This window comes from Sphingomonas yabuuchiae, assembly GCF_014199595.1.
GTDB lineage: Bacteria > Pseudomonadota > Alphaproteobacteria > Sphingomonadales > Sphingomonadaceae > Sphingomonas > Sphingomonas yabuuchiae.
Genome location: NZ_JACHNX010000007.1, coordinates 1 through 21,401, shown reverse-complemented (window position 1 = coordinate 21,401; position 21,401 = coordinate 1). Strand labels below are relative to the sequence as shown.

At 67.2% G+C, this 21,401-nt stretch carries 21 protein-coding genes; 10 read left to right on the top strand and 11 right to left on the bottom strand.

Translation table 11 applies throughout. The annotated features are described in order from the left end of the window. Positions 1 to 38 precede the first annotated feature (38 nt). A complete protein-coding gene (gene pal / locus GGQ89_RS10170) occupies positions 39 to 563 on the top strand; it encodes a peptidoglycan-associated lipoprotein Pal (protein ID WP_184105696.1) in 525 nt (174 codons plus the stop codon). Between the two features lie 165 nt (positions 564 to 728). Here the strand turns inward: pal and GGQ89_RS10165 are convergent, their stop codons facing one another. The 3 genes from GGQ89_RS10165 to GGQ89_RS10155 are packed head-to-tail and all read right to left on the bottom strand — an operon-like array spanning position 729 to position 3,747. Further along, on the bottom strand, positions 729 to 1,601 hold the full coding sequence (locus tag GGQ89_RS10165; RefSeq protein ID WP_184105695.1) for a S1/P1 nuclease: 873 nt from the start codon (positions 1,599 to 1,601) through the stop codon (positions 729 to 731). A gap of 10 nt (positions 1,602 to 1,611) precedes the next feature. Next, positions 1,612 to 2,538: an isoaspartyl peptidase/L-asparaginase family protein gene (locus tag GGQ89_RS10160; protein WP_184105694.1), complete on the bottom strand. Its 927-nt coding sequence runs from the start codon at positions 2,536 to 2,538 to the stop codon at positions 1,612 to 1,614. A 42-nt stretch (positions 2,539 to 2,580) separates the two neighbouring features. Further along, positions 2,581 to 3,747, bottom strand: a complete 1,167-nt coding sequence (locus GGQ89_RS10155) for an acyltransferase family protein (RefSeq protein WP_184105693.1) — start codon at positions 3,745 to 3,747, stop codon at positions 2,581 to 2,583. Positions 3,748 to 3,808: 61 nt separating this feature from the next. Between GGQ89_RS10155 and ispG the strand changes: the two genes are divergently transcribed. Then, positions 3,809 to 4,936 (top strand): flavodoxin-dependent (E)-4-hydroxy-3-methylbut-2-enyl-diphosphate synthase, encoded by a 1,128-nt coding sequence (gene ispG, locus GGQ89_RS10150; protein ID WP_175311228.1) that lies wholly within the window; start codon positions 3,809 to 3,811, stop codon positions 4,934 to 4,936. Continuing rightward, positions 4,936 to 5,346: an NUDIX hydrolase gene (locus GGQ89_RS10145; RefSeq protein WP_184105692.1), complete on the top strand. Its 411-nt coding sequence runs from the start codon at positions 4,936 to 4,938 to the stop codon at positions 5,344 to 5,346. Before ispG ends, GGQ89_RS10145 begins: the two co-directional genes overlap by 1 nt. Before the next feature lie 133 nt (positions 5,347 to 5,479). Here the strand turns inward: GGQ89_RS10145 and GGQ89_RS10140 are convergent, their stop codons facing one another. Continuing rightward, positions 5,480 to 6,250: a transporter gene (locus tag GGQ89_RS10140; RefSeq protein WP_184105691.1), complete on the bottom strand. Its 771-nt coding sequence runs from the start codon at positions 6,248 to 6,250 to the stop codon at positions 5,480 to 5,482. Positions 6,251 to 6,487: 237 nt separating this feature from the next. Between GGQ89_RS10140 and GGQ89_RS10135 the strand changes: the two genes are divergently transcribed. Together GGQ89_RS10135 and GGQ89_RS10130 are read left to right on the top strand one after the other, a co-directional pair. Further along, positions 6,488 to 7,384: a DMT family transporter gene (locus tag GGQ89_RS10135; protein ID WP_184105810.1), complete on the top strand. Its 897-nt coding sequence runs from the start codon at positions 6,488 to 6,490 to the stop codon at positions 7,382 to 7,384. Then, positions 7,381 to 7,860, top strand: a complete 480-nt coding sequence (locus GGQ89_RS10130) for a GNAT family N-acetyltransferase (RefSeq protein ID WP_184105690.1) — start codon at positions 7,381 to 7,383, stop codon at positions 7,858 to 7,860. Before GGQ89_RS10135 ends, GGQ89_RS10130 begins: the two co-directional genes overlap by 4 nt. Positions 7,861 to 8,213: 353 nt before the next feature. On the opposite strand, the gene ppa is transcribed toward GGQ89_RS10130, so the two are convergent. From ppa to GGQ89_RS10110, 4 genes are all read right to left on the bottom strand, one after another. Beyond that, entirely contained in the window at positions 8,214 to 8,792 is a 579-nt protein-coding gene (gene ppa, locus GGQ89_RS10125; RefSeq protein WP_056438535.1) for an inorganic diphosphatase, read from the bottom strand. A 119-nt stretch (positions 8,793 to 8,911) separates the two neighbouring features. Beyond that, the gene (locus tag GGQ89_RS10120) at positions 8,912 to 10,852 is read right to left on the bottom strand and encodes a M61 family metallopeptidase (protein ID WP_184105689.1); all 1,941 of its coding nucleotides are present in this window, start codon (positions 10,850 to 10,852) and stop codon (positions 8,912 to 8,914) included. Between the two features lie 82 nt (positions 10,853 to 10,934). Further along, positions 10,935 to 11,597: a DUF1345 domain-containing protein gene (locus GGQ89_RS10115; RefSeq protein WP_184105688.1), complete on the bottom strand. Its 663-nt coding sequence runs from the start codon at positions 11,595 to 11,597 to the stop codon at positions 10,935 to 10,937. A 50-nt stretch (positions 11,598 to 11,647) separates the two neighbouring features. Beyond that, positions 11,648 to 12,844 (bottom strand): GGDEF domain-containing protein, encoded by a 1,197-nt coding sequence (locus GGQ89_RS10110; RefSeq protein ID WP_184105687.1) that lies wholly within the window; start codon positions 12,842 to 12,844, stop codon positions 11,648 to 11,650. Between the two features lie 251 nt (positions 12,845 to 13,095). Here GGQ89_RS10110 and GGQ89_RS10105 point away from each other — a divergent pair, with 251 nt between their 5' ends. The 5 genes from GGQ89_RS10105 (at position 13,096) to GGQ89_RS10085 (ending at position 18,233) form a co-directional block, all read left to right on the top strand. After that, positions 13,096 to 13,677: a cysteine hydrolase family protein gene (locus GGQ89_RS10105; protein ID WP_184105686.1), complete on the top strand. Its 582-nt coding sequence runs from the start codon at positions 13,096 to 13,098 to the stop codon at positions 13,675 to 13,677. A 48-nt stretch (positions 13,678 to 13,725) separates the two neighbouring features. Next, positions 13,726 to 15,048 (top strand): histidine--tRNA ligase, encoded by a 1,323-nt coding sequence (hisS, locus tag GGQ89_RS10100; protein WP_184105685.1) that lies wholly within the window; start codon positions 13,726 to 13,728, stop codon positions 15,046 to 15,048. Then, complete coding sequence (gene prfA, locus GGQ89_RS10095) at positions 15,045 to 16,118, top strand: peptide chain release factor 1 (protein ID WP_056438521.1); 1,074 nt, start codon at positions 15,045 to 15,047, stop codon at positions 16,116 to 16,118. Before hisS ends, prfA begins: the two co-directional genes overlap by 4 nt. A 177-nt stretch (positions 16,119 to 16,295) precedes the next feature. Then, complete coding sequence (gene prmC / locus GGQ89_RS10090) at positions 16,296 to 17,108, top strand: peptide chain release factor N(5)-glutamine methyltransferase (protein ID WP_184105684.1); 813 nt, start codon at positions 16,296 to 16,298, stop codon at positions 17,106 to 17,108. Between the two features lie 285 nt (positions 17,109 to 17,393). After that, positions 17,394 to 18,233 (top strand): DUF4167 domain-containing protein, encoded by an 840-nt coding sequence (locus GGQ89_RS10085; protein WP_184105683.1) that lies wholly within the window; start codon positions 17,394 to 17,396, stop codon positions 18,231 to 18,233. 63 nt (positions 18,234 to 18,296) lie between these two features. Here the strand turns inward: GGQ89_RS10085 and GGQ89_RS10080 are convergent, their stop codons facing one another. The 3 genes from GGQ89_RS10080 to GGQ89_RS10070 are packed head-to-tail and all read right to left on the bottom strand — an operon-like array spanning position 18,297 to position 21,114. Continuing rightward, positions 18,297 to 18,575 (bottom strand): hypothetical protein, encoded by a 279-nt coding sequence (locus tag GGQ89_RS10080; protein ID WP_056438513.1) that lies wholly within the window; start codon positions 18,573 to 18,575, stop codon positions 18,297 to 18,299. A gap of 47 nt (positions 18,576 to 18,622) precedes the next feature. Next, complete coding sequence (locus GGQ89_RS10075; RefSeq protein ID WP_184105682.1) at positions 18,623 to 20,101, bottom strand: oligosaccharide flippase family protein; 1,479 nt, start codon at positions 20,099 to 20,101, stop codon at positions 18,623 to 18,625. Then, positions 20,098 to 21,114 (bottom strand): glycosyltransferase family 2 protein, encoded by a 1,017-nt coding sequence (locus GGQ89_RS10070; protein ID WP_184105681.1) that lies wholly within the window; start codon positions 21,112 to 21,114, stop codon positions 20,098 to 20,100. The genes GGQ89_RS10075 and GGQ89_RS10070 overlap by 4 nt, the downstream gene beginning before the upstream one ends. Positions 21,115 to 21,401: the final 287 nt, after the last annotated feature.

The window sequence follows — 21,401 nt, the reverse complement described above, 5'->3', positions numbered from 1 at the left end:
TTGGGGGTTCCACCAATCTGTAGGGAGTTGAGAGTCCGATGACCAAGATCAAGACCACGCTCGTCGTCGCCACCATGGCGATCGCCATGGCGGGCTGCGCCAAGAAGCGCCCCGAAGTGCTGCCGCCCGCGCCGGTCAGCCAGGGCAATGGCGTCGATCCCAATGCGGGTGCGAACACCAACCCGGACGGCGCGATCGTTCCCGGCTCGGACGCCGACTTCAAGCGCTCGGTGACGTCGAACACGATCCATTTCGGGCTCGACCAATATGACATCGATCCCCAGTCGCGCGCGATCCTGGACAGCCAGGCGCAGTGGCTGGCGCGCTATCCCAATGTCCGCATCACCATCGAGGGGCATTGCGACGAGCGCGGTACCCGCGAATATAATCTCGCCCTGGGTGATCGTCGCGCCAACGCCGCGAAGAACTATCTGGCGGCGCGCGGTGTTTCGCCGGAGCGGATGAACGTCATCAGCTATGGCAAGGAACGTCCGGTCGCGTTGGGTTCGGACGAAGCCAGCTATGCCGAGAATCGTCGCGCCGTGACGGTGGTGCTGAGCTAAATACTCCTCCCCATCTTTGATGGGGATGGGGACCATGTCCGAAGGACATGGTGGAGGGGCGTCGCCCGTCAGGGCGATGAGAGAGGGCAGGCCGGTCCGTCCCTGCCCCTCCACCACCGCTTTGCGGTGGTCCCCCTCCCCAAGCAGAGCTTGGGGAGGATTGGATCAGGACTTGAACGCGCTGTTCAGCAGCCTGGCCAGCCGCAGCCCGCCACGCTTCACCTGCTCGCGCTCGACTGGTGCCATTTCGCGGATCGCGGCTTCATCCATCGTCATATGGGCCGGTGTCGGCCGGCACGGATCGCCCCCCATCGCGGCGGCATAGGCGCGCTTGGCGATGGCCCAGTTCTCGCGGCTCCACGCCGTCACATCGCCCGCCGACTCGCGCCGCCGCTCGGCCGCCGGATAGGCGCGGACCAGCTTGGGCGGGGTCGAGATCGCCCGCTCGGCAAGCAGGCCGTCCCAGATCGAATGCAGGTTCAGGCGGGGCGTCGCATAGGTGCCATAGTCGACACGGGTGTCGTTGCCGCCCTTGTCGCTCTTGTCCCCCGCGTGGAGCGGCTGGTGCAGGTCGCCGACGAAATGGACCAGAAAGGCCAGCGCCATCACCCGCTCCTTCGCGCCCGCATGCCTGTTTTTCAGGATGGCGAGCTGGCGGGGAATCTGTGCCGACACGCAGTCGCCCGTGTCGCAGGCCGGGGGCAGGCGGAAGGGCTGGCAGATGTCGATATTCTGATAGTGCCAGACATAGGCATAGCCGAAGCGCGACTTGCCGTTTTCGTCCTTCAGCGGCTTGACGCAATCGGGCCAGACGCTGGCCTCCTCGATCGTCCGGACCGGACAGGTCGGCGTGTCGAGCTGGGCTTGGGCGCGCAGAATCTGGCGGATCTCGGCGCGGGCATGCGGGGTGATGTTCGCCCAGGCGATGGCCGCGACGGTCTCGTGGCCATATTCCCAATAGGCGGCGGCGGGGGAGGCGAGGGACAGGCTGGCGAACAGGCCCGCCAGCATCCCGAGGAGGATACGCAAGTGCTTCATAGCGCGCCCTTTATCCCTCGTCGGCATAGATCGCCACCCGATGTTCGCCCGCCGAAGTCGCCCGGCCGCGATACATGCCCGCCGTCGTCAGGCTCCACGCGATGGCGCCGTCGGGTGCCGCGACGATGGTGCCGCCGGTGCCGCCCAACGCCTTGACCTCGGCCAGCACGGTGTCGGCGGCGGTCTGGATATCCTCGCCGGTGAAGCGGCGACGCGCGGCGATCTCATGCCCGACGCCGACCCGGATGAAGACCTCGCCCGATCCGGTGCACGACACCGCGCAGGCCCGGTCGTCAGCATAGGTGCCCGCGCCGATCAAGGGCGAGTCACCGATCCGTCCCCAGCGCTTGCCGGTCACGCCCCCGGTCGAGGTGGCGGTGGCGACATGGCCCTGGGTGTCGCAGGCGACCGCGCCGACCGTGCCGTATTTCATGTCGCTGTCGAAGGCGTCGGCGTTGCGGGAGAGGAGTTCGTCGAGCTGGCGCCGCCGCTCGTCGGTGTGGAACCAGCTGGGGTCGACCTGCTCCAGCCCCTGTTCCACCGAGAAGCGATCCGCGCCCGATCCGGCGAGCAGGACATGCGGGCTCGCCTCCATGACCTTGCGGGCGAGCGACACCGGATTGCGGGTGCGAGTCACCCCCGCGACCGATCCGGCACGCCGGTCGCGCCCGTCCATGATCGCGGCGTCGAGTTCGTTGGTCCCCTCGCGCGTGAAGCAGGCCCCGCGCCCGGCGTTGAAATGCGGATCGTCCTCCAGCACGCGCACCGCCGCCTCGACCGCGTCCAGCGCGCCGCCGCCATCGGCCAGCACCGCCGACCCGGCCTTGAGCGCGGCGTCCAGCCCGGCGCGGGCGCCTGCATCCTGTTCGGGCGTCAGGACATCACGGGTGATCCGGCCCGCGCCGCCATGGATGACCAGCGACCAGGATGGGGACATGGGCGAAACTCCGAAACTGTCAGGGAAACGCCCGCGCCCCTATCAGATCGCAGGCTTGCTGCCATCCCCCGGCCTCAAGCCTATGAGGGGCCGCAGCCATCTGACATTGCGCCCGAGCAGATAAAAGGCCCAGCATCCCGCCACCGTCGCCGCGATCAGGATCATGGTATCGAGCCAGAGCGGCCAGCCCAGCCCGCGCAAGGCAAAGGCGACCAGAATGATGATCGTCTGGTGGATCAGATAGAAGGGGAAGACCGCTTCGGTCAGCGTCCGCCGCCAGGGATGGTCGCGGTTCCAGAATCGTTCGGCCACCCCGATCAGCGCGACGACCGCCATCCAGCCCTGTACCGCGCGCGCGCCCGCAAAGACGATGCCCAGCCCCGGCGGCGCGCCCGCCATGCCCGGCCAGCGCCACTCCAGTCCGGCGGCGACCGCATAGCTGGCCAGCGCGATCAGCGCGGCGACGATCCAGCCCCGGCGGAAGCTCTCCAGCACCCGCTCCGACCCTGCCATGCCGAAGCCGAAGAGCAGGGCGGGGAGATAGATGGCATGCGCCAGCCAGTCGTCGAACAGACCATGGGTCTCCGACTGGCCGGGGAACAGCCGGATATCGACCAGCAACAGCCAGACCACCGGCAGCACCGCGCCGCCCCATCCGCCGAACACGCGGTCGAACAGCCGCTGCGCTGCCCCGGCCAGGCCATGGCCGACCGCCAGCATGACCGCGATCGCCATGGTATAGGCCCAGAGATAGCCGACGAACCAAAGGTGATTCCAGGCGGGCGTCGGCACCACGCCCCCGATCGCCCGAAAGCCCAGCCAGTCCCGCATCCAGAAGGTCCAATAGGATCCGGCATAGCCATATTTGCTCGCCAGCTCGGCCCAGATCTGCGGCGGCACCAGCACGCAGACGCCGAAGAGCAGCGGCACCAGCAGCCGGATGCTGCGCCCCCGCGCGAAGCTGAAGACGCTCGGATGCCGCACCGCCAGTGCGCGCGTGGCATAGCCGGACACGACGAACAGCAGCATCAGCCGCCACGGATTGCTCGCCAGCATGGGGATCGCCACCCAGGGCAGCCGCGCCAGCTGGACGTGAAAGCCCCAGGGCACGAACACCATGCCGATATGATAGAGGATCAGGATGGCGAAGGCGCCGATCCGCAACCAGTCTAGGCCGTAATGGCGGGGGATGGGGGCGGCGACGGTCATTTAGGGGGTCTGGTACAGCACTGACTTTGAACCGCAACTCGCTGCGCGTATATAGGGGTCCATGTCCATTCGTCCCTGGCGTGATATCGTCCGCCGCCAAAGCCGTCAGATTATGGTGGGCAACGTGCCCGTGGGCGGCGACGCCCCCGTGACCGTGCAGACCATGACCAACACGCCGACCAGCGATCCGGTCGCCACGATCAACCAGATCCGGCGCTGCGAAGAGGCGGGGGCGGACATCATCCGCGTCTCCTGCCCCGACACCGATTCGACCGCCGCGCTGGCCAAGATCACCAAGGCGGCGCGTGTTCCCATCGTCGCGGACATCCATTTCCACTATAAGCGCGCGCTGGAAGCCGCCGATGCGGGCGCGGCGTGCCTGCGCATCAATCCGGGCAATATCGGCTCGTCCGAGCGCGTCGCCGAAGTCGTCCGTGCCGCCAAGGCCAATGGCTGCGCCATCCGAATCGGCGTGAATGCCGGGAGCCTCGAGAAGGACCTGCTGGAAAAATATGGCGAGCCATGCCCCGAGGCGCTGGTCGAATCGGCGCTCGACCATATCAAGCTGCTCCAGGACCATGACTTCCACGAATATAAGGTGGCGGTGAAGGCGTCCGACGTCTTCCTGGCGGTGGCGGCCTATCAGGGGCTGGCCGAGGCGACCGACTGCCCGCTGCACCTGGGGATCACCGAGGCGGGCGGGCTGATCGGCGGGACGGTCAAGTCCTCGATCGGCATCGGCTCGCTCCTGTGGTTCGGCATCGGCGACACGATCCGCGTCTCGCTCTCGGCCGAGCCCGAGGAAGAGGTGCGCGTCGGCTTCGAGATCCTGAAGGCGCTGGGCATCCGCAATCGCGGCGTGCGCGTCGTATCCTGCCCGTCCTGCGCGCGGCAGGGCTTCGATGTGATCCGCACCGTGCAGGTGCTGGAGGAACGGCTTCAGCATATCCGCACGCCCATGTCGCTGTCGGTGCTGGGCTGCGTCGTCAACGGCCCCGGCGAGGCGCGCGAGACCGATATCGGCGTGACCGGCGGCGGCAACGGCAAGCACATGGTCTATCTGTCGGGCCTGACCGACCACACGGTCGAGGATGCCGACATGGTCGAGCATATCGTCAAGCTGGTCGAGGCCAAGGCCGCCGAACTGGAAGCGGCCGACGTTGCCAAGGCGGCGATCGCGGCGGAGTAATGCCCGCCGTCATCCGTATCGCCGCCGCCCTGATCGACGACGGGGCGGGGCGATTGCTGCTGGTGCGCAAGGCGGGCACGTCATGCTTCATGCAGGCGGGCGGCAAGATCGAACCGGGCGAGGACCCCGCCGCCGCGCTGATCCGCGAACTGGACGAGGAAATCGGGCTGCGCGTGGATGTGGACGCGCTGCGGCCGGTCGGCCGGTTCGCGGCGGCGGCGGCGAATGAGCCGGGGCACCGGATCGACGCGACGGTCTTCCACCTGCGCAGCACGCACGTACCGGTTCCGGCGGCGGAGATCGAAGAAGCAATCTGGGTCGATAGCGCCGTGGTGGACATGATGACGCTGGCGCCGCTGCTCCGCGAGCATATCCTGCCCTGGTATCGGCAAATGCTGGTATATCCCTAATCCTCCCCGGCACGGGGAGGTGGCAGGGCGCAGCCCTGACGGAGGGGGACTTCCACAAAGGGCTCGCCTAGCGGCACTCCCCCTCCACCACCGCTTCGCGGCGGTCCCCCTCCCCGTACCGGGGAGGATAGCGTTACAGCCGCAACCCCAGCCGCACGCCTGCACCCATATCGGGCGCGCCCTTGCTGACCCCCGCGCTGCCCTGCACGCCCAGCGACAGGCGCTGCGACAGCGCGGTGTCGAGCCCCGCGCCGATCTCCTGCCGGTCGGCGACCTGATCGCTCACTCGCGAGGCGTAATTGTACGAGACGCTGACCTCGCTCGCCTTGCCGATCCCGACCGCCACGCCGCCCCGCGCGCTGGTCACGTCGCGCAAGCTATAGCCATCGGGCTGGCCGACAAAGGTGTGGCCGACCGCCGCGAAGGGCGTGACCTTGCCCGGCACCGCTGCCTCCGCCACGACCGAATAATCCGCCTTGCCCGTGCCCAGCCCGCGCGAGGCCGAGGCGGTGGGCAGCTTGGCGCTGCCGGTCAGGGCCAGCGCCAAATGATGGCGACGCGGCGGGATCAGTTGAACCGAGGCGCCGACCACCGCATCGCCCAGCCCGCTGCGCTTCACGCGGGTGGCGGGCTTGGTGGGATCGACCAGGATCGGCAGGCCCAGCGGTCCGCCGGGCGCGACGACATTGCCCGGCGCATCGACCTGCACATAGGGCAGTGCGGCGAACACCGTCACCCGCTTGCGCTTGGCGCGCAGCGTGGCGGTGGAACTGGCGCTGCGCACCTCCTGGCTGGTGCCGTATTGGCCCGACGCATAGTCCGCGCCGACCGAGGCGGTGACCTGCGCGCCCGCAGGGGCGGCCAGCAGCATCGTCAGACCCGTTGCGGCGATCAGCGTCTTCATTCCCTTTGTCCCTTGATGTTCGGTTCGAACGGGCAACGGATGCCGGGCGGGGTTTAATCCCGGTATCGGTCCGTCGGCCAGTGCACACCCTCACCCTTCCGGCGCTTCGCGCCTCCCTCCCTCTCCCATGGGGAGAGGGAGGGGGCCCGCCCGCGAAAGCGGGTGGGAAGAGTGAGGGTGGTTATGAAAGGCGACGGAGTGCTCGCCTTTCCCCCGCCGCCCCGGTATCGCCACGGCATGAGCGCGCGCACCTCTCCCGTCATCGCCTTTGGCGCCGCCGCGCTGGGTATCGCGATCTATTCGGTGATGGACACGCTGATGAAGCGGCTGTCGATCGACAGCGGGGCCTATAGCGCGGTGCTGTGGCGGTCCTGGGTCGGGGTGGCGATCACCGGTGCCTTGTTCCTGGCCAAGCGGGGACGCTGGCCCGCGCGCGAGGTACTGGCCCTTCATATCGCGCGCGGGGCGACGGGCGGCGCCTCGGTGCTGCTGTTCTTCTGGGGGCTGGCGCGGGTGCCGATGGCGCAGAGCATCGCGCTGACCTTTCTGTCGCCCCTGATCGCGCTGTTCCTCGCCGCCTTCATGCTGGGCGAGACGGTCCGGCGCGCCGCGATCCTGGGGTCGCTGATCGCGGGCGCGGGCGTGCTGGTGATCGCGGGCGGCGAGGTGCAGGCGCAGGCCTCCACGCAAGTGGTGCTGGGCTCGCTCGCCATTCTGGTCGCCTCGATCCTCTACGCGGTCAGTCTGGTGCTGTTGCGGCGGCAGGCGCAGGTCGCGGGCCCGGCCGAGGTCGCGCTGTTTACCATGCTGGTCATCGCGGTGCTGATGACGCCCGCCGCGCCCATTCTCTCGGGCTGGCCCGCCGCGCAGCAATGGCCCAGCATCGTGATCGCGGCGCTGCTCGGCAGCCTGTCGGCGCTGCTGCTCGCCTGGGCCTATGCGCGCGCCGAGGCACAGGTGCTGGCGCCGGTCGAATATACCGCCTTCGTCTGGGCGGCGGGGCTGGGCTATGCGGTGTTCGGCGAGCATGTCTCGCTGTTCACGCTGGCGGGGGCGGTGCTGATCATTGCAGGGTGCGTGGTGGCGGTGCGGCGGCCTGTCGCGCCCGGATCACAGAGCGAGGCCGGATTATGAGCATCACCCTTCGCCCGGCCGAACCCGCCGATACCGCCACGATATTGGGCTTCGTCCGCGAACTGGCGGCGTTCGAGCGCGAGCCCGACGCGGTCGTCGCCACCGAGCCGATGCTGGCCGAGGCGCTGTTCGGCGTGCCTCCGGCGGCGGAGGCGGTCATCGCCGAGCGGGACGGTCAGGCGGTCGGCTTTGCGTTGTTCTTCGCCAATTTCTCGACCTGGACCGGGCGGCGCGGGCTGTATCTCGAAGACCTGTACGTCACGCCCTCCGCGCGTGGGGCCGGGGTCGGCAAGGCGTTGCTGATCCATCTGGCAGGGGTCGCCCGGGATCGCGGTTGGGCGCGGTTCGAATGGTCGGTGCTCGACTGGAACATGCCCGCGGTGGAATTCTACCGCGCGATGGGGGCGCAGGCGATGGACGAGTGGACCGTCCAGCGGGTGTCGGGTGAGGCTTTGAAGACGCTCGCGGGACGGTAGACCGGAATAGGGTTCGCGCAGAGGCGCGGAGGGCGCAGAGATGTTGAGCCCCCGAGGCGTGCCTCACACCTTTATCTTTGGCTGATGATGGAGGGATGCTGTCAGCGGCAGGCGAGCCGCCTCCGCGTTCTCCGCGCCTCCGCGCGAACCAATCTTCTTAACCGCCACACATCCCCCGCTCCGTTCAGCCTGAGCGCAGTCGAAGGCCAAGGGATGGACCCTTCCTCAAGCTCTCGGGATGGCCCTTCCCCAACCCCTTCCGCCTGCGGGAGGGGAGTAGAAGAAAGGTAGAAATAAGAACGCCCCGGTGCGCTGGGCACCGAGGCGTCTTCGTCAAACCGGAACCGGAAAGATCAGGCGCGGCCGGGGACGTCGTGGTCGTGGGGCTCTTCGCCCTTGGCCTTGGCGTCCTCATAGCGTTCGATCGCCTCGGTGACGATGCGGCGGGCCTCGTCGCGGTCGCCCCAGGTGCCGATACGCACCCACTTCTTCTTCTCCAGGTCCTTATAGTGGGTGAAGAAGTGCTCGATCTGCTGGAACACGATCTCGGGCAGGTCGTCGCGGCCGCCGACGTTCGAATAATAGGGGAAGGTCGAGTCGACGGGCACGCAGACCAGCTTCTCGTCGCCGCCGGCTTCGTCTTCCAGGTTCAGCACGGCGATCGGGCGGGCACGCACGACGCAGCCCGGGATGAAGGGCGAGCGTGACACGACCAGCGCGTCGAGCGGATCGCCATCGGGCGACAGGGTGTGCGGCACGAAGCCGTAATTCGCCGGATAGCGCATCGGCGTGTGCAGGATGCGGTCGACGAACAGCGCGCCGGACGCCTTGTCGAACTCGTACTTCACGGGCTCGCCGCCGGTCGGCACCTCGATCACGACATTGAGGTCATCGGGCGGGCTCTTGCCGACGGGAATGAGGTCGATGCGCATCGAATCGGTCTTTCTTGCCAATACCGGAAGAGTTCCGGTGGAAAAACAATGGCGGGCGCGATAGCGCAACCCGCCATGTCGTGTCGATAGACGAGGATGAAGCCTTCGTCGGACAGGCGTCAGCGTGCGGTCAGCAAGCGATCCAGCCCGGTCTCGCCGGTGCCGACCTTTTGCAGACGCGGATAGCGCGGGCCGCCGGTATAATCGATCGTCACCTCGCGGAAGACATCCTGGTTCTTTATCACCAACTTGACCGGCTTTTTCGGGTCCTTGGCGGCCAGGATCGCGGCCTTCAGCCGATCGCCGGTATAGCTTTCGCCGTTCACCGCCTGAATTTGCGTGCCGACATCGATGCCCGCCTTGAACGCCGGACTGTCCCAAATTGAACTGGTCACGTCGCCGCTGTTCGCCACCGTCAGGCCGATCGAATAGGTGACGTTGGTGCTGCCCTTCTCGCCCTGCTTGAAGGTCGGGGTCGGCTCGGGGGTGTAGACCAGCTTGTAGCCGTTCATGGCAAAGCCGTTGATCGGCGCGGGCTTGCCCGTCTCGGTGATGCGCTGGCGCAGGAACCCGGCCCAGTCATAGGGCACGATGCCGTTCAGCGTGCTGGCGACATCCTCGAAGGTATAGGTCACTTCGCCCCAGTCGCCGTTGCGGATGCCGAAGAACGCCTTGGCGAAATCGTCGATCGACTTGGTGCCGTTCGACTTCTGGCGGAGCATCGCATCGACCTCCATCCAGACCATCAGGCCTTCGTTGTAATAATCCTCCGACCGCTGCCAGCTGGTCCAGCCCTTGGGCTTGCGCGACGAGATGATGGGGTCGTTGGTGGTGTCGAGCAGATCGCGCCACTGCCGCGCGGGCGCGGTGTCGTAGATGGCGAGGATCGAGGCGTACTGATCCAGCGTATCCTGCTTCGACACCATGCCCGACCGCGCCTGGAGCACATAACCCCAGAACTGCGTCTGCCCTTCATAGACCCAGAGCAGCGAGTTGCGCATCGGCGTGCGGAAATCGGGGGTCCACAGGTCCGCGCCGCGCCGGAACTTGCCGTCCCAGCTGTGCGTGAACTCGTGCGGCAACAGGTTGCGACGGCCCGGCCCGGCGTCCCATTCGGTGAAATAGCCCGGCGTCACGCCGTTTTCGGACGAGCGGTGATGCTCCAGACCAATCCCGCCCAGCTGGTCGCTGATCGACAGCAGGAACTCGTATTTGTCGTAATGCTGCGCGCCGAAGGTCTTCACCGCCTGATCGACCAGCCGCTGGTGCGCGGCGATCTGCTCGGGCTTGGCGTTCAGTTCGGCGGCGTTGTCGGCAAAGACGTTGAGGTTCACCTGCGGGCTGAGCGGGAAGACCTTGCCGTACTTGCCCGCCAGCACCGGCGAATCGACCAGGATTTCGTAATTGGTCGTGTCATAGGTGTAGGTCGAACCCGACGCCTTGGCCGGGACCGCGCCTGCCGCCGTCCAGCCCGTGGGGAAGATCGCGGTCATCTGGATCGGAATCTGGCGGGTATAATAGCCCGCCGGATACAGGCTGACCGAATTGGGCTGGAGCGAGATCATCGTCGGGGTGACGGCGATGCGGCCCTGGTCCGGCTTGGTCGCCGACAGGAACTGGAACTCGACGTCCAGCGCCTTCGTGCCCGACGGCACGTCGACATGGAAGGCGAAGACATCGACCGTATCGAGCGTCCAGGGCAGGACGCGGCCGTTGGCCTTGATGACCAGGCCCGCCAGCTTCTCGATCTCGCCGCGCGGATTGTGCGCGCCGGGCAGCCATTTGGGGAATAGCAGCGCCATCGGACCCGCCTTGGCGACGGGGATGGTTTCCTTCACGCGGAAGATGCCGCGCTGGGTATCCGTGGCATCGACGACCAGCTTGATCGTGCCCGGATAGGGCGTGTCGACCGCATCGGGTATGGTGTTGACGAAGGGAGCCGCAGCGGCGGGCGCGGAGTTGCCCTGCGGGACTTGGGCGTTCGCCACGAAGAGCGGGGCAGCAGCGGAAGAGACGAGCAGCGAGGCGACGAACACGGAACGAAGCGGGTGGCGGATCATGAAAGGCCTTTTGCGGCGACGGAGAGATGGCGGCAGGTTAGGCACCCGATAGGCCAGTCGTCCAGACCCTTTTGGCGGTCCCCTATCCGCCGCCGCCGCCCAACACGTTGACGGTAAAGGCGATGACGCCGAGGTTGAAGATGAAGGCCGCCAGGCACTGGCCGGTCACCACCCGTCGCATCCGGCGCGAGGCGATCGACACGTCGCTGGTCTGGAAGGTCATGCCCAGCGTCACCGAGAAATACAGGAAATCCCAATAATCGGGCTCGGCCGTGTCGGGGAATTGCAGACCGCCCGCATCGCCGTCGCCATCCGCGCTGTAATAGAGGTGCGCATAATGCAGCGCATAGACGATGTTGGAGAACAGCCAGGCGAGGATCAGCGTGCCGACGGCCAGTGCCACGGTGACGGTGCTGCTCCGCCCACGCAACTCGCCGCCGACCGCGACCAGCACGACGAACAGCACGATCCCGCAAAAGACGAGAAGGACGGCGCGATTGGCGTCGTTGCGCGCGGCACGGGCGCGCATCTTCACGGCCTGACCCTGCCGCAGCAGCGGGATGAGCGACCCGATGAACAGCAGCGCGGCGGCATCGAATCCGGCCAGGATGCCCCGCGTCATGCCCAGAACCGGCACCAGCCCCCCAGCCGCCCCGATCAGGATCAGCGCGAACAGCAGGAAACGCGGCGGCGCGATCCGATCGCCGATACGGGTTTGCAGGCGCTGCCAGCGGGGAGTGGTCATGAGCAGGACTTAACGCGCAGCGAGCGGACTTGGCCATGGGGGAAACCGGCTCACCCCACGGCGCGCAATTCGTCCTCGGCGATGGCCACGCGATTGCGCCCGTCCCGCTTGGCCCGGTAGAGCGCGTCGTCCGCCGATCGGAACAGATCGTCCTGGCTGGTGGTGGTGCGGCCCGGATAGAGGATCGCCTGCCCGATACTGACCGTGACGATGCGGCCGGGGGGCAGGCCGGGATGCGGCATCGCCATGGCCTCGACATGGCGACGAACGGCCTCCGCAACCCTCAGGTCGGCGCCGGGGACCAGCAGGGCAAACTCCTCGCCGCCGCAGCGGGTGACCTGCTCGATCGGGCAGCGGGCGGCGGCGGCGATCGTTTTCGTCACCGCCTGCAGGCACAGGTCGCCCGCCGCATGTCCGGCCGAATCGTTGAACAGCTTGAAATGATCGACATCGATCAGGATCAGGCTGAACGCCTCGCCGCGCGTCCGGGCGGCCTGCCACAATTCCGGATAGCGTGCGTCCAGGCTGCGCCGGTTGCCTGCCCCGGTCAGCGGATCGCAGAGGGACATGCGGGTCAGCTCTTGGACCGCGGCTTCCAGCTCGCTGCTCTGCCGGTGCTGGATCAGGGTCAGCAGGAAACGCTCCTTCTGCACCCGCTCGTAGAAAAAGCCGCCTACCGGCGTCGCCAGGATCATCGCGCTGTGAAAGACCAGGATGTCGACCGACTGGAGCAGCGGGGGCCTGGGGGCAATGGCGAAGGGCAGGCCCAGATAGGCGGCGATATTGGCGAGCGACACCAGGATCGCCGCGTGCGTCCTGATCGGCAGGACGAGGTTGGTGGCAAAGGCCGCGACCAGCGCGGTCGTGGCCAGCCGCTCGGACAGGGGTGGTGGTACCGCCAGTGACAGGCGGGTGACCAGCGCGACGGTGATGACCAGCGGGATCGCCCCGGCCAGCCACATATGGGCCGGTGCGATTCGCCGCTGCGCCACGAGCCACAGCCCCAGCGCGATGGCGGGCAATTGCAGGCTCAGCTTCCAGTGGAGAGACAGATTCAAAACGCCGATGCGCGCATCCGCCACCAGGCCGAACAGTGTCAGAACCAGAAGGGTGACAAGGACATAGGCGACCTGGCTGCGTGAACTATCGGCGCGATCGCAATCGAATTGCCGCTCGAGGTGGGGCGGCAAACGGTTCGAAGTGGCGAGGCGGGAAAGCGATTCCTCAAGTTCTTGGCGGTCAGGCATGGTAAACTCCGGCGGTCCTGACCCTATAAACACTTCGGTAAATCTTGTATTACCGAAAATAAAAGACATTGGCAGCTTGCATGTATTCCAATGAGATTTTCGTCTTTGCTTCAATCGCTTGGGAATCCGGTCAACCGATTGGTCCGATATCGTTGCTGGTTCGGTTCAAATTGTTCGGCCTCACCGTCGATGGGGAAGTGTAATTCAAGCAGATCAAGGCTTTAGGGTGCGTGGTGTGACATGTTGCCGCCATGCCCGACACTGCGCCCCATGCCGCCGCCCTGATCATCATCGACATGATCAACGACCTGGACTTCGAGGGCGGGGAGGATCTGCGCGCAGCGGCCGAGGCGGCGGCGCGGCGGATCGTCGCGTTGCGGGAGGAGGCGGACGAAGCGGGCGTGCCGGTCATCTACGTCAACGACAATTTCGGCCATTGGCATTCCGAACGCTCCTCGATCGTCGCGCATTGCGACCGTGAGGACAGCCCCGGCCGCGCGTTGATCGCCGCGCTCCGGCCGCGCGACAGCGACTATTTCATCGTGAAGCCGCAATTTTCGGGCTTCTATGCGACGAACCTGCCGGTGCTGCTGCCGCAACTGGGCGTCAGCCGCGTCATCCTGACCGGGGTGGCAGCGGATATCTGCGTGCTGTTCACCGCCGCCGATGCGCATATGCGCGAATACGACCTGTGGGTGCCGGGCGATACGGTGGCCAGCGAGAGCGACGCTCATCGCCGCTGGGCGCTGGAGATCATGCGGCACAGCATGTGCGCGGAGACCCGGCCCACCCATGAACTGGCGCTGGCCGACTGGCTGTCGCAAGGCCCATGATCGCACTCTAGCGCAGCGGCGCTCGCTACCTTAGATAGCGCCACCTCTATGGCACGGATCGAAACCCCCAAGCGCGTGCGCGGCACGCAGGACATCTTCGGCGACGAACAGCGCCGCTTTGCGCAGGTGCTTAGCACCTTCGAGCATGTCCACGGCCTTTACGCCTTCCAGCGGCTCGACCTGCCGGTGTTCGAGGATACGCAGGTCTTCGCCCGGTCGATCGGCGAGACGACCGATGTCGTGTCGAAGGAAATGTACACCTTCCCCGATCGCGGCGGCGACCTGCTGACCCTGCGGCCCGAATTCACCGCCGGGATCGCGCGCGCCTATCTGACCGAGGGGTGGCAGCAATATGCGCCCTTGAAACTGGTCACCTCGGGCGCGGTGTTCCGGTACGAGCGCCCGCAAAAGGGCCGTTATCGCCAGTTCCACCAGATCGACGCCGAAATCCTGGGCGCGCCCGAACCGGCGGCGGATGTCGAACTGCTGGTGATGGCCGACCAGTTGCTGCGCGAACTGGGTATCGCCGAGGGCGTGACGCTGCAGCTCAACACGCTGGGCGATGCCGAGACGCGCGACGCTTGGCGCGACGCGCTGGTCGCGCATTTCGAGGCGCACCGGGACCAGCTGTCCGAGGACAGCCTGGTGCGGCTGGAGAAGAATCCGCTGCGCATCCTCGATTCCAAGGACCCGCGCGACCGGCCGATCGCCGATGCCGCGCCGGATATCGACGCCTATCTGACGCCCGAGGCGCGCGCCTTTTTCGAGGCGGTGACGGCGGGGCTGGACGCGGCGGGGGTCGCCTGGACGCGCAATGCGCGGCTGGTGCGGGGGCTCGATTATTACCGCCACACGGCGTTCGAGTTCGTGACCGACCGGCTGGGCTCGCAAGGGACGGTGCTGGCGGGTGGTCGTTATGACGGGTTGATCGAGTCGTTGGGCGGACCCGCGACGGCGGGCGTGGGCTGGGCGGCCGGGGTCGAACGGCTGGCGATGCTGCTCGACGAACCGGAGAAGCCGGGGATCGATGCGGTCGTGGTACCGATGGGTGCGGCGGCGGAATTGCGTGCGACGGGCCTGGTCGCCGAGCTGCGCCGTGCGGACGTCGCCACCGACATGGCGTTTCGCGGCAATATGAAGCGTCGCATGGCCAAGGCGAACGACCAGGGCGCGCGCTATGCGCTGATCCTGGGCGATGACGAGCTGGCGAACGGCCAAGTGCAGGTCAAGGCTTTGAAGACCGGCGAGCAGGCGACCGTCTCGCTCGACATGGTGGCGCAGAGCCTGTCCGACCTGCTGTTCGAGGACGAGATCGCCGAGGATCATGGCGAACAGCTTCCCCCATTGGCGCAGCGTCTGACGCCGCGATGAAAACCATCTCGGCCGAGCGCATCGCGCAGATCGAGGCGCGACGCGACGAATTGCAGGCGATGATGGCCACCGGCGAGCTGCCCTCGGACCGCTTCGTGGCGGTGTCGAAGGAATATGCCGAGCTGGAGCCGGTCGCCAATGCCGCCGCCGAGGTGCGTCGGTTGCGGCAGGAGGCCGACAGCCTGGCGTTCATGACGCAGGACGGCGACGACGAACTGCGTGAGCTGGCGGCAGAGGAGCTCCACGCCAACCGCAATGCGCTGGCGGCGGCGGATCGCCATTTGGCGCTGGCCCTGCTGCCGCGCGACGCCGCCGACGAACGCGCCGCGATGCTGGAAATCCGCGCCGGGACCGGCGGCGACGAGGCGGCGCTGTTCGCGGGCGACCTGTTCCGCATGTACCAGCGTTATGCCGAGCGGCAGGGCTGGCGGGTCGAGGTCATCTCCGCCTCGGTGCCCGATACCGGCGGCTATAAGGAAGTCGTGGCCTCGGTCGCGGGGGCGGGCGTGTTCGCCAAGCTGAAGTTCGAATCGGGCGTCCACCGCGTCCAGCGCGTGCCCGTCACCGAATCGGGCGGGCGCATCCACACCTCGGCGGCGACCGTCGCGGTGCTCCCCGAAGCGGAGGAGGTCGATCTCCAGATCGACGACAAGGATCTGCGCATCGACATCTATCGCTCGTCGGGCGCGGGCGGGCAGCACGTCAACACCACCGACTCGGCGATCCGCATCACCCATATCCCGACCGGGCTGGTCGTGATCCAGCAGGACGAACGCTCGCAGCACAAGAACCGCGCCAAGGCGATGAAGGTGCTGCGGACCCGCCTCTACGAAGCCGAACGCGAGCGGCTGGCGGCGGAACGCGCGGGCACCCGGCGGTCGATGGTCGGCTCGGGCGACCGGTCGGAGCGGATTCGGACGTACAATTTTCCGCAGGGCCGCGTGACCGATCACCGGATCAACCTGACGCTGCACCGCCTGCCCGAAATCCTGGAGGGCGAACTGGACGAACTGATCGGCGCGCTGCTGGCGGAGGATGAAGCCGAACGGCTCGCCGCGCTCGATGGCTGATATTCGCGCGGAGACGCGGAGACGCGGAGCGGTGCAACCCGCTGCGCCGCAGGCTTTCCATCTTCGCCGGTCGATGGCACCCAAGCGCTGCCCCAAGCCGGACATCTCCGCGCCTCCGCGCCTCCGCGCGAACCAATTTTTTCTAATTTTCGGCATGCGCCGGGGTGAGACGGCGGCGTGACCGACGCCCGTACCGCGCTCGCGGAAGCTGCCGAGCGTTTCACCTTCTCCCCCACCGCGCGACTAGACGCGGAACTGCTGCTCGCCCACGCCCTGGGGATCGAGCGCAACGCCCTGCTGCTCGACCTGACCCGGCCCGTCCCCGAGAGCTTCTGGCCGCTGGTCGAGCGCCGCGCGCGCCAGGAGCCGGTCGCCTATATCACCGGTACACGTGGTTTCTGGACGCTGGACCTGATGGTCGGCCCCGGCGCGCTGGTCCCCCGCGTCGATAGCGAGACGCTGGTCGATGCGGCGCTGCGGCACTTCCGGGGGCGTGCCCCCGCCACCCTGCTCGACCTGGGCACCGGGCCAGGCACGTTGCTGCTCGCCCTTCTCGACGAGTGGCGCGAGACGAAGGGGCTGGGCGTCGACCGTTCCCCGCAAGCGCTGCGCTACGCCGTCGCCAACGCCGCGGCCTGTGGCCTGGCCGACCGGGCGCGGTTCGTGTGCGGCGACTGGGCGACCGGGCTGGCGGGGCCGTTCGACTGCATCGTCACCAACCCGCCCTATATCGGAACGACCGAGCCGCTCTCGCCCGAGGTACGCGATTACGAGCCCGGCACCGCGCTCTTCGCCGGGCGGGACGGGCTGGACGATTACCGGCTGCTCGCCCCCGAACTGCGCCGCCTGCTCGCCCCCGGCGGGGCGGCGGTGGTCGAGATCGGCCATGAACAGGCCGGGGCGGTGACGGCTTTGCTGGCGGATCAAGGCTTTGCGGTAACGCTGCACCGCGATCTGGGCGGGCGGCCGCGTGCCTTGCTGGCGCATTGAACAATCGCGCGTGATGCCCTATATTTCACTTGAAGGACCTAGGTCCGACCCGCTAGATCGGGCACAGGGGCACGCGAACATCTGGCACTCTCACCGGTTTTTCGGGGTCGCAGGATGTCGGGCCGATGCCCATACCCTTCGTCATGTAGTCGCTGCTGTCCGGCGGCCGTGGCAGCGCCCGAAATCGGGTGCGACAGCTTCGCATCGCGCGAACCGCGCGCGATGTCGGGAAGAGTGGGTCGGAAAAAGTGGACCTTGTTGGTTTGACGACTAAGGACGAACAGCTTGATCAATAATCGGCAGGCCGGCCGCCGTCGCGGTCGTGGCGGCAACAACAATGGTGGGCAGCGTCCGGGCGGCAATCCCGGCCGTTCCGACAATGGCAATCGCATCGACAACCGCGCACGCGGCAACGCCAGCCAGCTGTACGAGAAGTACAAGAATCTGGCGACCGAGGCGCAGCGTCAGGGCGACCGGGTCAACACCGAATATTACTGGCAGTTCGCCGATCACTATTTCCGGGTGCTGAGCGAAACCCGCTCGCGCTTCGAGGAGCAGAATCAGCGCCGCCAGCGCGAGGAATCGCGCGACGACCAGTATGACGACGGCTTCGACAACGACGCCGAGGATTATGGCGACGAGGGCGATCCCATCCGTCCCGGCGAGCAGCAGGGCGAGGTCGAACAGCCGCGCCGTGAGCGTCAGTCCAGAGAGAACCAGCCGCGCGAAACCTATGCGCGCGACAATCAGCAGCGCGAAGAGCGTCCCCGGCGTGACCGCGACGATCGCCCGCGCCGTGAGCCGCGCGAGGATCGCCGCCCGATGCGCGCCGAACAGCCCGCCATGGTCGAGGATGCGCAGCCGGTCGTGACCGCGCCCGTCATCACCCCCGAGGTCGCTTCGGCACCGCAGGCCGAGGAGGAAGCCCCCCGTCGTCGCGGTCGTCCGCGTCGCGAGCGTCCCGCCGAGGTGCAGGATACGGGCGAGCAGACCGGCTTCGACGCCGATCGCCTGCCCCCGGCACTGAGCGCCGCGCCCGAGGCGGAAGCGGCCCCTGAGGAAAAGCCCCGCCGTCGTCGCGTCCGCGCGGCGGCTCCGGTGGAGCCGGAGGCGGCGGCGGGCTGATCGCCTTCCACTCTTTCGATGGATAAAGGACCGGCCTTCGCGATGCTCGCGGGGGCCGGTTTTTTATGGCCGCCGGTCGACATCCTCGTCATGCCCGGTGCCCGAGCTGAGGAAGACCAGCCCCATCAGCGCACCGGTCAGCATCACCATGCCGCCGATCCCGCCAATCACCCCCAGCATCGTCACCCCGTTGAGCGGGCCATAGACCTCGGCCAGCGCGATCATCGCGAAGGCCACCGCGACGGCGGCCGCGACCGTCATCCACGCCATCAGCATGCGGAACCGCGCCCAGGCAAAGGCCGCCTGTTCGGGATCGTCGAGTCCGGGTGGGGGCGGGGACATGGGCCGACTATGGGCAACGGGGGGCCGCTCGACAAGCCGAGCAGACCTTACCCCGCCCGGCGCAACCGCCCGACCGGCAGCTTGGCCCAGATGCCCCCGGCAATCGCATCGATCTCGCGCCGGAGCGGGTGGCGCACGGCATAGACGACCACCAGCCAGGCCAGCACGCCCGCCGCCGCGCTCACGCTCAACAGCGTGAAGCCGACGGCCTCGGGCGATGCGACCCAGCGGTAGACGGCCAGCAGCGGCGCGACCGTCGCGAGCGTGGCGATCAGGCTCTGCGCATAGACTTTGACCATCCCCCGCCAGGCAAAGCCGGTCAGCGGCTTCATCAGCGTGGCGTAGAGCACGAACCACACGATTCCATAGCCGATGCGAGAGATCGCCGCCCATTCCAGGCTGACCGTCGCCCCCAGGATCAGCAGCCCGATCGACGCGATCGTATCCAGCGCATTGGCGACGATCAGCCGCCGGATATGCCCCAGCAGGATGGGCAGCTCGAAGTGCAGCGGTACGGCGGCGAAGAACAACTGCCCCAGCGCGATCCAGCTCAACAGCGGCGCCACGCCCGCCCAGCGCGGGCCATAGAGCATCAGCACGATCGGCGTCGCGGCGGTGGCGAGGAAGGTCATGGCGGGCCAGGTCACGCCGCTATAGGCCGCGACCACCCGCTGATAGGGCGCGGCCAGATCGGCCCCCGCATCGCGCAGGCGGGCAAAGGCCGGATAGAAGACGCCGTCGACCGCGCCGCTGACCAGCATCTGCAACTGCGCGCCCAGGCTGGAGGCGCGGCTGTACAGGCCGACTGCGGTCAGGGTCAGGATACGGCCGATGACCAGCTCCGGGCTGCGCGAGCTGATCGCGTCGCTGATATAGAGAAGCGAGCTGTTCGACCCGAAGCGCAGGATCGGGCCGATCCCCTTCAGGCTGGGCGGGAAGGGCGGACGGATGCCGGATCGCCACTGGCCGATGATCGCGCGGGCCACCTGTTGCGCGACCGAGGCCCAGGCCAGCGCAAAGGCCGAATAGCCCGCCCAGGCCAGTGCCAGCGAAAACACCGCATTGACCACCGCCGCCCCGACGCTGGTCAGGAAGATGGAGTAATAGTCCATCCGCCGCTGGAGCATCGCGCCCGGCACGATGCCGAAGGGCACGATCAGATAGGACCCGGCGATGATGACGAGCAGCGGGGTCAGCCGGACATTGTCGTAGAATCGCGCCACCGGCCAGGCGAGCGCAAAGATGATCAGGCCGATACCCAGCGCAAAGATCAGCGAAACCGAAAAACAGGTGCGCAGCTGCTCCTCGGTCAGGTCGCGCTCGCCCGCCACGAACCGGCGGATGCCGAAATCCTGCAACGCGGACACCAGCATCGCGGCCGACAGCGCGATCGAATAAAGCCCCATTTCGGACGGGCTGAGGAAGAAGCGCGATATGACCACGCTGACGACGAACTGAATCGCAAAGGCGATATATTGCGCGCCGATCGACCAGAGCGCCGCGCCGCGAACCGAAGAAGCGCTCATCGCCGAATCCGATGCCGGGTCAGCAGCGCGGCGAGCCGGATCGCGCCCAGCCGATGATGGTGACTCGCCAATCGCGCCACGGCTCGCCAAAGCCCGGGTATGGATTCACTACCCGTCCGGCGCACATCGTCGAGATGCGCGGCGATCCAGGTCAAGCCTTCTCCCGCCATCACTTCGGGCGCGTATAAGAGCCCGCGCACCACTTCGGCGCGGACATCGCTTGCCACACCTGGCCGCCCGAAAATGGTATCGAGCGTCTCGATCGGGGGAAGGGCGGTCCAGCCGTCCGAAGGGTCAGGTCGCCCTTCGGCACGCGCCACCCGGGCCAGCCGCGCGACCGCCACGCCATAACGCTGGGCCAAGACATGCCGGTGCGACACCTGCGATGGGGAATAGCGATAGAGGTGCAGCCGCTCGGGCAGATTGGCGATCCGGGTCCGCTCCGCCAGCCGAAGCCACAGGTCGTAATCCTCGCAATGGCGATAGGCGGGCCGATAGCCACCCGCGGCTTCCAGGACATCACGACGCATCATCACCGAAGGATGGCAAAGCGGCGACGCGGTCGGCAAGGCGGCGGCAATGACATCGGCGGACAAGGGGTGATCGACCGGCGGTTCGCTGCGGCGACGCCCCTGCGCATCGATCGTCTGGATCTGCGTACCGATAACGCCATGGTCGGGATTCGCGTCGAGAAAGGCCACCTGCCGTGCGAAACGCTCGGGCAGGGCGACGTCATCACCGTCCATGCGGGCGATATAGGGGCCACGTGCCACCGCGATGATATGGTTCAGGCTCGCCACCAGCCCCTGATTGGCCTGGCGGATCACCCGGATACGCGGATCGATCGCCGCATAGCGGTCGATGATGGCGGGGGAGTGGTCGGTCGAGCCGTCATCGACGATCACCAGCTCGAAATCGCCAAAGGTCTGGGCAAGAATGCTGTCCAGCGCGTCAGCCAGATATTCTGCGTTGTTGTAGACGCTCAGGGCGACCGTGATCCGGGGCGACGTCATGCTCGTATCACTCGTTCCCTGGTACGCGGTCACTAGGAAGGCCCTACACCTATGTCTGCCTAGGGCGGAATCGCGAAGCTGCCAAAGGTTCCGCGAGGGCCGACCAGGGCGTCAGGCTTAAGCCGTCAAAACTAAAGGATTTTTGAAATTTTGCAGAAAAATGGCACTTTTTGTGTTGACCCCAAAAGCGACCCGGCCTAGAGGGGTTTCACCGCAGCGGTGGTCGCAACGACTGACCGGTGCAGCTACGACAGATCGGCGCACTTGAGGCCCTGGGAACGGGGTTG